General features: G+C 48.6%; 13 protein-coding genes. 2 read left to right on the forward strand and 11 right to left on the reverse strand.

The genetic code is table 11. The annotated features are described in order from the left end of the window. Positions 1-50 precede the first annotated feature (50 nt). Positions 51-323, forward strand: a complete 273-nt coding sequence (gene rpsT, locus ACFRAM_RS10835; protein WP_066364350.1) for a 30S ribosomal protein S20 — start codon at positions 51-53, stop codon at positions 321-323. Between the two features lie 163 nt (positions 324-486). Here rpsT and holA read toward each other — a convergent pair whose 3' ends face one another. The 4 genes from holA to ACFRAM_RS10855 all read right to left on the reverse strand — a co-directional run bounded on the left by holA (position 487) and on the right by ACFRAM_RS10855 (position 4,591). Then, complete coding sequence (holA, locus tag ACFRAM_RS10840; protein ID WP_379465847.1) at positions 487-1,506, reverse strand: DNA polymerase III subunit delta; 1,020 nt, start codon at positions 1,504-1,506, stop codon at positions 487-489. Between the two features lie 309 nt (positions 1,507-1,815). Next, complete coding sequence (locus tag ACFRAM_RS10845) at positions 1,816-3,054, reverse strand: zf-HC2 domain-containing protein (protein ID WP_379465848.1); 1,239 nt, start codon at positions 3,052-3,054, stop codon at positions 1,816-1,818. Next, the gene (locus tag ACFRAM_RS10850) at positions 3,051-3,599 is read right to left on the reverse strand and encodes an RNA polymerase sigma factor (RefSeq protein WP_379465849.1); all 549 of its coding nucleotides are present in this window, start codon (positions 3,597-3,599) and stop codon (positions 3,051-3,053) included. The genes ACFRAM_RS10845 and ACFRAM_RS10850 overlap by 4 nt, the downstream gene beginning before the upstream one ends. A gap of 350 nt (positions 3,600-3,949) precedes the next feature. Continuing rightward, positions 3,950-4,591 (reverse strand): bifunctional 2-keto-4-hydroxyglutarate aldolase/2-keto-3-deoxy-6-phosphogluconate aldolase, encoded by a 642-nt coding sequence (locus tag ACFRAM_RS10855; protein WP_379465850.1) that lies wholly within the window; start codon positions 4,589-4,591, stop codon positions 3,950-3,952. Between the two features lie 372 nt (positions 4,592-4,963). Here ACFRAM_RS10855 and ACFRAM_RS10860 point away from each other — a divergent pair, with 372 nt between their 5' ends. After that, the gene (locus ACFRAM_RS10860; protein ID WP_379465851.1) at positions 4,964-5,914 is read left to right on the forward strand and encodes a sugar kinase; all 951 of its coding nucleotides are present in this window, start codon (positions 4,964-4,966) and stop codon (positions 5,912-5,914) included. A 99-nt stretch (positions 5,915-6,013) separates the two neighbouring features. Here ACFRAM_RS10860 and ACFRAM_RS10865 read toward each other — a convergent pair whose 3' ends face one another. The 7 genes from ACFRAM_RS10865 to ACFRAM_RS10895 form a co-directional block, all read right to left on the reverse strand. Then, positions 6,014-7,027 carry a LacI family DNA-binding transcriptional regulator gene (locus ACFRAM_RS10865; RefSeq protein WP_379465852.1) on the reverse strand — a complete coding sequence of 338 codons (1,014 nt, stop codon included), beginning with the start codon at positions 7,025-7,027 and terminating at the stop codon, positions 6,014-6,016. 81 nt (positions 7,028-7,108) lie between these two features. Then, positions 7,109-8,170, reverse strand: a complete 1,062-nt coding sequence (locus tag ACFRAM_RS10870) for a hypothetical protein (RefSeq protein ID WP_379465853.1) — start codon at positions 8,168-8,170, stop codon at positions 7,109-7,111. After that, positions 8,167-8,718 (reverse strand): RNA polymerase sigma factor, encoded by a 552-nt coding sequence (locus ACFRAM_RS10875; RefSeq protein ID WP_379465854.1) that lies wholly within the window; start codon positions 8,716-8,718, stop codon positions 8,167-8,169. The genes ACFRAM_RS10870 and ACFRAM_RS10875 overlap by 4 nt, the downstream gene beginning before the upstream one ends. 407 nt (positions 8,719-9,125) lie before the next feature. After that, positions 9,126-10,277: a serine hydrolase domain-containing protein gene (locus tag ACFRAM_RS10880; protein WP_379465855.1), complete on the reverse strand. Its 1,152-nt coding sequence runs from the start codon at positions 10,275-10,277 to the stop codon at positions 9,126-9,128. A 200-nt stretch (positions 10,278-10,477) separates the two neighbouring features. Then, positions 10,478-11,323 (reverse strand): DUF2785 domain-containing protein, encoded by an 846-nt coding sequence (locus ACFRAM_RS10885; RefSeq protein ID WP_379465856.1) that lies wholly within the window; start codon positions 11,321-11,323, stop codon positions 10,478-10,480. Positions 11,324-11,370: 47 nt separating this feature from the next. Beyond that, positions 11,371-11,901: a hypothetical protein gene (locus tag ACFRAM_RS10890; protein WP_379465857.1), complete on the reverse strand. Its 531-nt coding sequence runs from the start codon at positions 11,899-11,901 to the stop codon at positions 11,371-11,373. Between the two features lie 293 nt (positions 11,902-12,194). Next, complete coding sequence (locus ACFRAM_RS10895; protein ID WP_379465858.1) at positions 12,195-14,891, reverse strand: ComEC/Rec2 family competence protein; 2,697 nt, start codon at positions 14,889-14,891, stop codon at positions 12,195-12,197. Positions 14,892-14,962 lie beyond the last annotated feature (71 nt).

Raw genomic sequence — 14,962 nt, forward strand, 5'->3', positions numbered from 1 at the left:
AAGTTGTGAATCATTTGATGATTTCGAATGTCTTACAGGAGGTGAATGCAATGCCAAATATTAAATCCGCGGTAAAACGTGTAAAAACGATCGAAAAACGCCGTGCACTGAACGCTTCCCAAAAGTCCGCGCTTCGTACAGCCGTGAAAGCTGCTGATGTAGCTCTGACTGGCACGGAAGTTGAAAATGCTCAAACTGCTTTCCAAGCTGCTTCTCAAAAGCTGGACAAGGCCGTTACTAAAGGTCTGGTTCATAAAAATGCGGCTGCCCGCAAAAAATCCCGCTTGGCGAAGAAATTGAACGCTCTTAAGGCTCAAGCCTAAGAACGACTTTCATATTGAGCATTGAAGAACCTGACCGTTATGCTGCATACGGTTAGGTTTTTTTGTCTTCAACACTCTTTCTTCCTCAACACCAAAAAAGCCCGTCCGCCCTGTAACAACAGGAATGGACAGGCTTTTTTAGGTTCAGGCGGACGCGCATGACTCAGGCACCTAGCTTCAACATGAACATTTCAAGCCCAAGCACCTTATCGATAGCCCCCGTCTTCATTTGGTAATCGAGATCAGCGAGGGCGCTGAGGATCTGGCGCAGCCGGTCGGTGCCGAACTTGCGTGCTTGCTCACCAGCAATTTTCACCGCATAAGGATGCAGACCAAGCTGTGAAGCAATCTGCCCCTGCGAATAGCTGAGCGCGGATAAATCCTTCACTTGTAAAATCATCCGGAACTGCCGGGCAATCAGCGCCGCAATCTTGATCGGCTCCTCCCGCTGCTTCAGCAGCTCGTATAATGTATTCAGCGCCTTATCAAGCCGCAGGTTCGCAATATCCTCCACGAGCGTGAACACGTTCTGCTCTGTGCCACGGTGGACAAGGCTCTCCACGGCCGCCGTGTCTACAGTTCCGCCTTGACCAGCGAACAAGCAGAGCTTGTCCATCTCCCCGGTCAAGCCCTGCAGCCCGGTCCCGGCATTGGCGATCAGCGCTTCAGCTGTCCCTGGCGCTGCCATGCAGCCGCGATCCTTAATACCTTTCTCTACCCACCGGAGCAACTCTTCTGCTCCCAGGGGATTAAAGGCCAGCACCGTTCCGGTGGACTTCACGGCTTTGACGATTTTTTTGCGCTCATCAAGTTTATCGCTATTAACCATAAATACAATCACACTATAGTCTACTGGATGCTGCAGATAGTCATTCAACAGATCTACCCTGTGCTCCAGCTTAGCATTCTCTTTGCCCGCAGTGAACAACGAGGCGTCCCGTACCAGAAGCAGTTTGCGCGGTACCATGAAAGGCACCGTCTCCGCTTCTTCCACCACCGCTTGCACCGGCGTTTCGGACAGATCAAAAGGGATGACCGCGAAGTCACGATCCTCCTTCGCAATCAATTGATCTTCCAGCATGGCCGCAAATTCATTCATCCGGAATTTTTCGCTGCCGTACAGCACATACAGCGGTGAAATTTTCCCCTGTTTGATATCTTTGGCCGCCGCTTTGGCATCCATCTTGCCACTTCCTTTTCTTCATTCATCTGGCGTTCATTCCCTTGAACTTTCCCGAAGCTTTATTGTAACAAAAAAATCCTTTTATGAAAACTGAACGCAAAAACGGAGGAACTCCGGCAGCCTGTGCCAAAGTCCCTCCGTTTCAGCGGCGCATCTATATAAACGACGGTGTGCAAGGCCCTAGAAACCTCACAGCCGACGGTCATACCGATGTTCTGCGAACCTGCAAATTCCGGTTCCATCTTCTCTCTTGCCATAGTATATTCCAGTGCCCTGAAAAAAGTGACAACCCGGAATCAATTTGTACATTTAGGTTCCCGTAGGCGTCGCAGACGGCTGTGGAGTAGGTGAAGCCGAAGGCGCAACAGGAGTGCCAGCAGGCTCCACAGTGAATGTCTTGGTTACGTTCGTTCCTTGTTGTGAAGTCACATAAGTGAACTGGGTACCATCTGGCGACCACTCTCCGGACACCCATGTTCCATCCAGCGGCAGGGAAGTCACCACCTGCTCACCACCCGCAGCAAGATTATAGATAACCAATTGCTTCCCGGCTAATTCCACTTTGTGAAGTCCGTCCGGGGAAGTCCAGGATGTCTGTGATGTCGCCGCGTTCAACGCCGAACTCGGCGGAATCATTCCCATCGCAGCGTCCCCAGCCTCGCCCGGAGACGGTGCACCTCCCCCCGCTGAACTCACTGAATCTTGCAAACCTTGGTCAAAACTCTCTGTGTCATTCTTCAAATCCCTCTGCACCCTAAGCTGATCTGCGGGAACAGTAGCCTTCGGGGTTGGTGTCGTAACACGACTGCTTTTCCTTGGTTTTTCCGTTTTGACCGGCTCCTTGGTTTTGACTGGAGCAGATGCAGCCCCACCCTCCGGTGCAGCACTTTGCGTAGCGGACGGAGCAGCGTCCTGTGAAGGATCAGCGGCACCACCTCCATTTTGGGCAGTAACATCCGTAGCACCAAAGGCACTGGCACTCTCACTGGAATTGGCTCCCTTATCGTCCCCTTCAGTGGTCCCCACCTCAGCACTCTTGAATGAGGATTCGGAAGAATCGCCAACGGCTGCATTATTACTTAAAGCTTTATCTGCACTTCGATTCAATAACTGGTCCACTTCAGCACCAGGCATTTTTTCCGGCATGTTAAACATAGCAAAAACCAATATAACTGCAGCGGCTGCCGCCCCAATGCCTGTCCGTCTCGCCATGGAATGACCCCTTGCGGGCTTCTTATGGGAGACTTTGCGTGAGAACGGCACAACCACCTGTTCATCCTGTGGATGATCCTCGGCCTTGATGGTGCTTAGCTGATGAAGGCCACGGTCCAATTCATCCAGCTTCGGCAGAATAGAGTCCACCAGACTGAAAGGAGGCTTCACATCCGGCATCTGCTCGAGTGACTTGGACAATGTGGACAGTGAGTCAAAGACCTCCGCGCAAGAAGGACAATTGTCGATATGACGGAACATCTCTACTATCTCATCCTGATTGAGATCATGATCCAAATAACGGTGCATCCATTCCATCACCTCCGCGCAACTCATCCCGATACACCACCTTTCTGATACTCCTGAAGTCTATTTTGCAGCTGCTGCCTCGCTCTGAACAGATAGGATTTCACTGTATTCAGAGGCAGGTCCAGACAGTCTGCAATCTCGTTGTAAGAAAAATCCTGCAAATACCGCAGTACGATGACTGTCCGGTGATGCTCCGGAAGCCCGTCAATCGCTTCACGTATATCCTGGGCTAAATAACCAGACAGCACTTCCCGCTCTACGTTATGCTTATCCTGAAACACCATTTCATGCTCATCAATAGACACCGTAGGCTTGGTTCTCCTGAATTTGTCAATGCATATATTGGTCACGATACGCTGTACCCATGTTTTGAACTGGGCTTTTTCCTCGTAGGAACCAATTTTGGTATACACCCGGATCAAAGCCTCCTGAGACGCATCCAGCGCATCCTGTTCATTATGCAAAATGTAAAAGGCTGTCTTGTATACAGTCCCTTCTATTTCTCGCAATAGGGTGATTAGAGCGTCGCGATCGCCCGCTTGAGCGGCTCTGATGAGTCCCTGCTCCACCACGAAGGTTCCCCCTCTCTATGCAATCTTACTGACGCGCAAGACTGCGAATATGTTGCATCCTTGTAATCGTTATTTTTAGAATACCAAACTTTATTTTCTTCGTCATGCTGCACCCGGCGTTCTTTGCTGCTTCCGGTACAATCTGATAATCCTTACTAAGCATACAGGGGAAGCGCTTGTCATTCAAATACTCTTTTCAATAATTCGATTACAAAAATGACACCAGTTGCCATATCACGCCCCACACTTGGACAAAAGTGACAAAATTGAAAAAGCCGCCGCACCGTCACCCGGTCCGCCAGCCTTATTATCGATAGATTTTCCTTGTTATCCGTATCAAACGAAATAGCTTATGCGCCTTTGATCTCCTTGAATTTAGCCACATATTGAGCCGCCAGTTCTGTGATGAGATCGTAGCGTCCTTCCTTTGCCGGAGCCGTCAGATTGCCCCCGATACCGACCGCGAGACTGCCGCCGTTAATCCATTTGTCCATGTTATTCAGATCCACCCCGCCCGTCGGCATGATGTTCACATAAGGCATCGGTCCCTTGACTGCCTTGATATAATCCGGACCGAAGGCACTGCCGGGGAACAGTTTGAGCACATCCACACCAAACTTCAGCGCTTCCTTCATCTCATTCAGCGTCATACAGCCAGGCATATAAGGAATGCTGTAGAGATTGCACATTTTCGCCGTCTCTTCTTCAAAAGAAGGACTCACCACAAATTCCGCGCCTGCCAAAATCGCAATTCTCGCCGTCAGCGGATCCAGCACCGTTCCAGCACCAATCACTGCACGGTCTCCGTACTCCTCAACCAGCCTCTTGATAACAACATCTGCGGAAGGCGTAGTGAACGTCACTTCAATATTATTCAGTCCGCCGTCGATACAAGCTGCCGACATCTTGTAAGCATCCTCCGGATGATCACCCCGAATCACCGCCACCACACCTACGGACGCCATATTCTGCAACACTTTGATCTTCTTCATCTCAAACTTCCCTCCCTTGCTCCGCGAGCAGAGCATCTGAATGCAGCAGTTACAGAAGTAAATTAATCAGTATCATTTAGATAAACTATTTTATTAATTTTACTAATAATTTTCCGAATTCGTTAATGAAATAGTAATAATAATAGCGCTAACAGTCAATGATTTTTTTCGAATGGAAACTAGAAAGATGTTATTATAACTCCTTATAACCCTTATAAACAAAGGGTATACAATGTTTTTTTGTTATGTATCCCTTTTCAAAATAATCAACTAAACATAATGAGTTATTGTACAAAACCGATTTATGTGATAATTTCAATTTATCAATCGTTATTGCAGAAACTTACCACTTCCCCCGAGGAGGAGCAGTATATGACTAAACATCTAAATGCCGTCACTTTCGGTGAACCGATGGCTATGTTCTATGCCAATGAGACCGGACCACTGCACGAAGTATTTTCGTTCTCCAAAGGACTTGCCGGGGCAGAAAGCAATGTCGCTGTCGGCCTGTCCCGCCTGGAACATCCAACCGGGTACGTCACCAAGCTTGGTCAAGATAACTTTGGCACTTTTATAGCTGATGCGTTAAACAAAGAAAATATAGATACGAGCCATATTTCGGTTACTAAGGAACAATCCACAGGAATGCTGATCAAGTCCAAGGTCATCTCCGGCGATCCCAAAGTAGAATATTTCCGCAAACATTCCGCCGCGTCCAGGCTCAGTCTGACTGATTTTGACGAGTCCTACTTCGCAGCTGCTGACCACCTGCATGCCACCAGCATTTCAGCTGCTTTGTCTCAAAGCTGCCGCGAATTCTCCGTGCACGCTATGGATTTTATGAAAAGTAAAGGCAAAACCGTCTCCCTCGATCCCAATTTGCGCCCGGCACTATGGCCTGACACAGATACGATGGTTAGCACAATCAACGATCTCGCTACACGCTGTCACTGGTTCCTGCCAGGGCTGAACGAAGGTAGAATTCTTTCCGGGCTGGATACACCGGAAGAGATTGCCGATTACTATTTGGCACGGAGTGTACCGCTCGTTGTCATCAAACTGGGACCGGAAGGCGCATATTTTAAGTCGGCGCAAGAAGAAGGGTACGTGAAGGGTTTTAAAGTGGATAAGGTTGTGGATACCGTGGGCGCAGGGGATGGGTTCGCCGTTGGTGTAATAAGTGGACTACTGGAAAAGCTGCCTGTCTCTGAAGCCGTGAAGCGAGGCAACGCCATTGGAGCATTGGCCGTGATGTCCCCGGGGGACATGGACGGACTGCCGACCCGCGAGAGGCTGGAGCAATTTATGCGGGAGAATGTGTAGAGCGGCTCCAATAGTTGCATTATTAAATCGCAGGATGCAAAGAAAGCCGGAAGGTCAACGGACCGTCCGGCTTTGCTCATTCACGTTGTGATCGTACATTTAAATCGTCTTGACCGACTGCCCTTGCTCCAGAGATGGAACAAAACGATAGGTAATTGGCACATTGGCACCCTTATCTTCTATGCAGGACAACATGATCCGGGCAGCCTGTACGCCCATCTCGTAAGCAGGCTGGGAAATCGTTGTAATGACCGGATTATAGATGTGAGCAAATTCTGCATCATCAATCCCGATAACCGAAAGCTGGTCCGGGATGGAAACAGACTGCCGGTTGGCATATTTCAGAATCTCCGCCAGCACGATATCATTGGCGGCGAGCACGGCTGTTGGCGGCTGGGGCAGTGCTACAAGACGCTCCAGCTCGGCAGAGATATTTTCACGGGTAGCGCTGACAATGTACTCCTCCCGCAGCTCCAGTCCGGCCTCCTCCATTGCTCGCTTGTAACCGCCCAGCCGCTCCTTGCGCGGAGTGATAGAATGTTCACCCAGTGGCAACGTCAGCAGAGCAATTCGTTCATGCCGCTGGCGCGTGAGTTCCCCAACGGCCAGCTTCACTGCCATTTCGTTGTCGAGCAGCAAGCTTTGTGTGGATACCCCCTCTACCAACCGATCCATAAAGACAAGCGGGAAGGCTTCATCTACTAGATGAGCATAAGCGGACCCGTCCTGCCCTGCCGGGAAAATAATCAGTCCGTCCACCTGACGTGCAAGCAGTGTCTCCACATACTTCGCTTCTTTTTCAGCATCTTCGTCCGCATTGCAAATAATCACCTGTATGCCATGCTGCTGGAGTTCGCTTTCGATCGCCCGAATGCAGTGAATAGACAGTGTATAATCGATATTGGCCACAATAATGCCGACCATGTGCGTCCGGTTTTGCTTCAGACTGCGGGCCAGCCCGTTCGGCTGGTAGTTTAGCTCCTCAATGACCGCAGCAATCCGGTCTTTAGTAGCCTCACTCATATATTTAAAACGCTGATTTAGAAATTGGGAGACGGTACTTTTCGAAACTCCCGCTTTCCGAGCCACATCATCAATCGTTAATTTCTTCATTTCTTCCGCTCCACTCTTCTCTAAAGAACACACTTTAAGGAAAAGTATAGCTTTTTCTTGGGAATATTTCTACAGGCCGGATTATTGCCGGGCTTCGTCTGCATACCATTGCCATCCAATTTTCATGAAGATTTCCGCCGAGCGTTTCACCCCACCTAATTTGTATTGTGCTATGGCAACGGAACCCTCCTGCCCCATTTCAATGGCGGTATCCAATTCGCGCATAGTTTGAGACTGCAAGTCATAAAGCCTAACCCTGTCTTTATCATTCCTACTCTGCCCGATTGCTATATCCACAAGTAAAATGGACTCATGCTGTTGATCAAAGGCGAGAAACGATTTACTTTCATCGTTAGACGAAGTATCTAATGTCAATAATTCCTGTGGTTCAACCAATCCCCCGGACGCCACTCGCTTCATATTCAGCATAGATATCCTTAAGGGGAAGGCTGTAAGTTCATTTGCATTTTGTGCACCAGTCGCCAAAAATACCTTCTCTCCAAAACCATATATACCTATCAAAAAGTTATAGGCCTGAGCCCCCCCAGCGTATAGCGGGAAGGTATATACTTTGCGAGCGGAATAGGGCGACAACTCCGTCTGTTCCTTGGTGCTCAAATATAAGGTGTATGGCTCTGTGGGATACAGAAGCTTTGTTGTTTGATTTTTCTTCATCGGTGGAGCTGGTGACCACAGGATCCCTTCCGGGGTATCAGCCGCATAGGAAGCATTCCTGTCTCGATCAAGGGGAAGAGTCATAAAATAGTTCTTTCCATTAAATTCAAAGTCAGCTGAATTGAAGGTAGGCAAATACTTCGTTGCTCCAGGAGAAGGGAACGGTTGTGACGCAGTGGCTGACTGGGACTTTAATGTGGATTCCGAGTTCAAGTCTCCCTGCTGGATTTCATCTTTTGGCCATAATAAAAAGAGAACCAGCAATGCAGCAGCAAGCCCGGTCAGCACTTTACTTTTGCCTATGTTGAATTTAATAAAATCTTGAGGATTACGATGTACTGCCGCCTGTTCAATTCGTACCATAAGTTCCGGCGTAAAGCCCTGTTCCCGCAAGGGATTCTTCCCTGCATCTCTGTACCAGTGTGTATCTTCAATCTTCACAATGTCACTGTCGGCTTTGCTCTTCATTCCTGCTCCTCCTCCTCCTTTATAGCGATCCGCACCTTATCCCGGGCTCGCGCCAGGCGTGACTTGACGGTTCCTTCAGCTACTCCCAGCAGCTTCGCCATTTCAGCAATGGATAATCCATGTTGGATATCGAGTGCCAGCACTTCCCTGTTCTTCTTCGGAAGCGCCATGATAATCTCCCAAATCCGATTTGCATACGCATTGCCCAGCGCTTCCTGCTCTGCAGACCGGACTTTGTTCGGCAGATGCTGCTTCGTATCCAGTGTGATGAATCTGCGCCAAAAGTTGCTTTTGCCATAACTGAAAGCCGTGTTCCTAGTAATCGTCAGCAGCCATGTTTTGAGCGAAGAGTCCCCCCGGAATTTCCCGATGTTTCGGTACGCCTTCAGAAAAACCTCCTGACTGATATCATTTGCCTGTTCGCGGCTGCGGGTCAGGAAGAACGCATAGTTCCATACATCCGAACCGTATTCCTCCATCATTTCCCGCAACGTCACGGCTGGAGCATAGCCCGCCTTGGCCATATACCCCATCTCATTACTCTGCATCTGTATCTCACCTCTTGCCCAATATGACTTTTTAGGATGCAAAAAGTTCCCTGTTCTCATAAAAATATACTATAAAAAAATAATCCACACGTTGTTCATTCCTCTTTACCCTACAACTCTTCTTCCCCAGCGGTATCCATAACCCCTAAAAAAAAGAAAAAATACAACAGGCGCGAATGCCCGTTGTACTGCGTGTATAACATTTTATAGTTAATTGCTATGTATGCAGATCACTAAACTAGGAACCACAGTATCATAACCGTTAATATGCCAATCCCGACCGTTCCTAATAGACTTTTAGTGAAATAACCATCAAAAAAGATGCAGCGCCGCCATAAATGACATGAAGCGGAATGAGGCCAGTCATGATCAGACACTCATCCCGCCGTTCTACCCAATTTGCGAACTTAATCTTCCCACACACTGGCATAAGCGTAGTTACGAATGGTGCCATGCCAACGGAACCACGGAGAACCATTCTCTTGCTGTGCGTAGAACAATGCTACCTCAGCTTCCGGATCTATAACAACATAACAACCGCGGGCGCCATCCCACCCAAACTCCCCGTTAAGGCTTAGAGCGTTATTTTCCTCCCGTTCAACCAGTGTGCGCACCCCGAGGCCGTAACTATAACCACTTTTGTACACACCACCAAATTGGGCAAAATCCTGCTGTGCCAGCGGGTTCAGACGTCTTGTTCTCATCTCGTTGACAGTCTCTTTGCTCAAAATCCGCTCTCCGTTGGAGGCCAGACCATAATTGCATAACGCCTCGGCAAACATAATATAGTCCGGAACGGTCGAATACAACCCGCCTCCGCCGTTCTCATAAGCAGTGCCTGGCTGTAGATTAAAATGTTCGCCAATGCTCTCGTGCGTATGGTTCTGCCCGTTGAAGTGATTATACAGCTTACAGAAGCGCTCCTCCTCCTTCAGCTGGAAAGAAGTATTCTTCATCCCAAGCGGATCAAAAATATTGTTCTGCAGATATGTCCCAAATGTTTGTCCAGACAGCACTTCGATTAGGGCCCCGAGCACTTCATGACAAGCACCGTATTTGAAACGTGATCCCGGTTCGAAAATGAGCGGTTCGCTCGCTAGCGCCTTAATCACATCCAGCGTTTTGCCTTCTCCATTCGACTCTTCAATAACACGAAGCGTATCCTTCGTATCCCGTTGATCAATCCCTGCCGTCATACTGAACAAGTGCTCCATGGTGATAGGCTGTTGTGCAGGCCGAAGCTCCTCCGATCCATCCTTGAGCGTATGCCGTACGGTCATATGCCTGTATTCCGGGATATAGGCGGACAATGGATCGTCAAGCCGGAACTTCCCTGACTCATATAATTGGAGAAGTGCAGTACATGTGATGACCTTCGTTGCGGAGTATAGCCGGAAGATCGTGTCCTGGCCAAAACGCACTCCATTCTCTACGTCTGAAAACCCGGCATAATGCTCAAATACTGGCTGATGCTTGTGATACATAGCGAGTCCCAGACCAGGGACATTCTTCTCCGTGTAGAACGAATCTAAATACGCCTCTAATTTTGAAAAGTTCACGTGCCCTTCCTCCATTCGAAAGTTAAGTTACAGAAGATATGAAACCGCATTCAAGACAGTACATGAATACAACATACCTGAAATATTCGCTAGAGGCTATACAACTTTTAATTAGACAGTGGAATTTTCAATAATTGCACCAACCTCTACCTTTACATTGACAATGAGCTCAGAAAGTTCATTATTTACATTTGGACTATCTATTCACGTCGGAATTTATTCAGTTTAGCTTCAGCGGCAAGCAGCGACGCGGTAAAACTCTTTCCCCAACTGTTCTCATCTCTTCTGTGGTAAAAGCTACGCAAAAAATTCTTGCTGTTCACGCGGGCAATCATCTGTTTACGGCTTCTTGGCCACTCGACGCATTGTGTCAGGGTGTTGATCCAATCAGAGATATCCTGCCTTGGAAGCAGTTCTCTTTCTAGCATGACATCCACGATACTGACCATTCGTTCGTCATCTTCCTCATTAAAGCTTTGTTTTCCGTTGTAAAGCATTCCATGAATGGCATCAAGGACCTCATAAAGCAACGCACTGTCGCTTTCCGGACACTGAACCAGCTCTACCAGAGCATCCGCACCGTGAGCTGCGCTATGGGCCCAGCCACCTTCAGCCAAATACCCGCGTAGATCCTTTTCTTCACGATAATAACGGAGAAGCGCATGCTTCAAATTCGCAAATCCCTCTGCTTCCAGAAAAGGCTGCTGTCTGTGGCGGCGAACGATCAGGGCAATAACTAGCACAGTGAAGGTTCTTGTAAATACACTAGGATCTTCGTCGCTCCCAATACGGTAAAATAGATGCTCTTTGTCGGTAAGAGTCATTAGCATTTCGCAAAGCTCCCCTGCCGTGAAGCGCTTTTGAACCTCTATCCATTCATAAAAGGTCGGATAAATAAGTCCATCGCGCAACTCTGGCATGGGATCACCAATAAATTGCAGCATCAATATAATGAAATCCTGTATTTGTTCATTTTCGCGTAGCTGATAATGCTCCTCCTCGATTCTTTGCAGGTCCATGATGAGCTTTGACCTTGTCTTGTCCATTGTTTCGTCTCCTTATTTTTTCATTTTTTTCACGAAGATCGGTTGAATCAATGATTTATAACAATACCAAACTTTCTCATCAATTCTTGGGATATAGTAATTGCTTCTTCACGATCACTAGCTGGAGCGGTTATCATGAATCCGTTTGTCGGTGTCCATTGCTTATTCTTATCATTGGATACTGTTATGGTAAACTTAGTAAAATCATTGTTTATATACACAGTTCCATAGTAATAAACATCTGCAGCTATAGCTCCTCTATCATCTTTAGCACGAAAAGGCGACAATATTGAACCAAAATTACCACCGGGATAGTGCAGCTCCAATTTAGATCGGTCTTTTGTAAGCTGAGGGACTTTTTCTCCTTCTATATCAACTACGCCATTAAAAGATTTTATACCATTTATATGGTTTCGCAACTTCCCGTTAAGTTGTATCTTTACATCTTCAATAATGCCTTCTTCGCCTAATTGATAATAAACACCATCCAATGTTGTACTATAACGCTTAGGCGTGAAATACCAGGTTGTAGCTAATACGACCATTAACGCAAGGATCACTAGAATTTTGACTTTCATACAATCGCCTCGTATTCGTGATAACAACCCGATAGTTCAAAGAAACGCACACAGTCTGTTGTATTTTAAAAATTGTTTCCTTCACGGTATATAAGCAAAAAGTAAATACCATATTTTTCTTATTCGCCATCACGCTTTCATATTCCTTGCTGTGTAACAATTGAAAGCTTGCTATGTACCACTACGTGTTGGAAGAAGAGATACTATGACTACCCGTTTCATCCAACTGAGACATCAACAGGTGCCAACCCCCAAGCGTACCCGATAACGCGGCTATAAATGATTGTTCAGTCTTACCTCTCTATCTCCCCTGCCAACTTATGCCTCACCTTGATCCCATCCCTAGTAACTTTCATCTGGATCTCCCCCTGCCGATCCGTGCGGTACACCGCTGTGCCACTGTCGGTCAGACGCTCCATCACCACTGGCGCTGGATGCCCGTACATATTGTTGACGCCCGCAGAGATGACTGTAGCCGCTGGCTGCCAGAATTGCAGCCACTCCTCGCCTGTCGACGTTTTACTCCCATGATGCGCCGCCTTCAGCACATCAATCTGCGGTCCAGCGTGAAATCCCAATGCTCCCCCTTGAGCGACAATCTCTTCTTCCGCTGCCATATCCATATCCCCTGTGAACAGGAAATTCCGCTCATTCATATTCAGGCGAAAGACCACAGAGGCATGATTCTGGTTGTCCGTCTCTGAAAGATAACCCTCTTCTCCCTCTACCGGCGGCGGCCACAGGAAAAATAAACGTGTCGCGTGATCCGGCGCCAGCTCCATGCCCTGATGCACAGCATACAGCTGAACGCCGGCTTCTAGCGCGGTCCGCATCAGCTTTTTATAGGGCTCCTGCTCAGCCATAGTCCCGTTGAATAAAAAGGCAGAGACCGGAATGTTCTCCAGCACAGCCTGTAATCCTCCGGCATGATCCTGATCGGCATGGGTCAGAATGATGGCGTCCAAGCGGTGAATGCCGCGCTTTTTAAGAAGCGGAACCAGCACCTTGGCCCCTACCTCGAATGGATTGCGGCGGATACGCCACTCCTCTTTTTTGCCAAAACTGACTGTCCCGCCGCCGTCCACCAGGATGTGTGACCCGCCCGGGGTTGTGATCAGAATGCTGTCGCCTTGCCCAATGTCGAGATAACTGATACTTCCGCCGCCTGGATGCTGATCCGGTTGATAACCCTGATACAATAGCAGACTGAATCCTGCAAACATTGTTAACAAGATTGCCCCACTCCAGCGCAGCGCCGGTGACCTCCATCCGGTATACATCGTTGACAGTTCTCTAATTCCGCCTACACTCCTTACAATCTCAGACTCCATTAATTCCGCCAATGGTCTTGTCTCGTCTTCTGTATATTGCCTTGCTCTATCCCGCGTTTCAATCCGTAACTTAGCGAAGTACAGCAAGCCGAAGAGCAGGACGTAATAGACACAGATCCATAGCAGAGATGGCGAACGCCAAATCATCACCCCGCCGGGAAAACCGTTGATCCACTCTACCAATCCAAAGGTAATATTATTCAGTTGCTCTGTAATGGTAGCCAGTAACCTTGCCGCATCCCCCCATAAACGCCCCAGCAGCAGCGCGACAGTCCCAAGCGGCAGAATAACAAAGGTAATAAAGGGGACCAGCACGAGATTGGCAATGAAGGACATTAGCGAAAATTGGTTAAAATAGTAGATGGTCAGTGGAAAAGAGATAAACTGCGCGACGACAGTTACGGATATAGCACTCCTGAGCCAGCGCGGCAGTCTCCGCAGCAAAACATCGGCCAGCGGTACATAAATCATCAGCCCGGCTGTCACAAGGAACGACAACTGGAAGCTGACATTCACCAGCATATAGGGATTCCAGATCAGCATGATGAGCGCGGAGGCGCAGAGAATGTTCAGGCCGTCTTTTAGAATCCCGGCACGCGCAGCAGCCAAAGCAATCATGCTCATCAGTCCGGCGCGAATGACCGAAGGTCCTGCCCCCGACAAGAGCACATACACAGGTACAAGCATGAACGTAACGGTTAACGTCGTCTCCCGAGTCAGGCGGAAACGCTTTAGGAGAAATAGAATAGCACCTACATACACTGCTACATGCATCCCTGAAATTGCGAGGATGTGCGTCAACCCCAACTGGGAGAACTGCCGGAACGTGTTAGGATCCAGATCCTCCTGCATTCCGATAATTAGGCCTTTCATATACCCTGAGTGCAGCTTTTCAAATAACCGATCCAATTCAGCCCCAAGACTTGCCCGGACTCCATCGTTCCAGCGTAACACCGTAGACAAGCTCCAAGATTCCGGTGGCACTGTCTCCACTGTCTCTGCACCCGTCACTTTCAGCAGCCAGTAGATATCCCGGGTCTGGAGGTAGGCTCTATAATCGAAACCGCCAAAGTTCCGGGCTTCCTGGGGCTGCTCCAGTACACCAGTCAGCTTTACAAGGTCGCCCCGCTTCCACGCAGCAGCTATCTCAATCTCCGATTCGGCCTGCAATTTCACCTGCACAGCAAGCTGCTCTCCTGATCCTTGGCCGCCAGACTTCCCGCTGCGTTGTGATCCGGAATGGTCAGGACTACTTCCGACGCCCGTCCCCTCCTGCCCTGCTACCTGACCGCCACGAGTAATCTCCGATACCTTCATTGTAAAATCTGCACGATCCCCGTCCCGATCCACCGGGGAAGTTATGAATCCCTCTGCCAGCACTTCTATCTCTCTCGTTTCCATAGGCTGTAGCTGAAGCACGTCTGGAAGCCGGCTGACATGATGAACTTCGTTCCATTCCCAGTATCCGCCTGACAGAATCATGGCTGCTGCCAATACTGCAACATATTTCAGACCCAGCCTTCCCGTACAGGTCAGCGCCGCAAGCAGCAATAATAATCCCGCCCCGGCAAGAAGCAGTCTGCTCCCGGAATACAAGCAGGCCGTAGTGCTGCCGATCACCCAGCATACGGTAAAGCTTAATAGCGCTCTAGCTTTCAAACTCTCTCCCTCCCTCTCTTTGCTGTATCCAGCAGAAAAGAATGCATTCGTCCTTCTGATCCTTCAAATCA

The organism is Paenibacillus sp. NPDC056722 (assembly GCF_042790635.1).
In the GTDB taxonomy this organism is placed as follows: Bacteria; Bacillota; Bacilli; order Paenibacillales; family Paenibacillaceae; genus Paenibacillus_AQ; species Paenibacillus_AQ agri.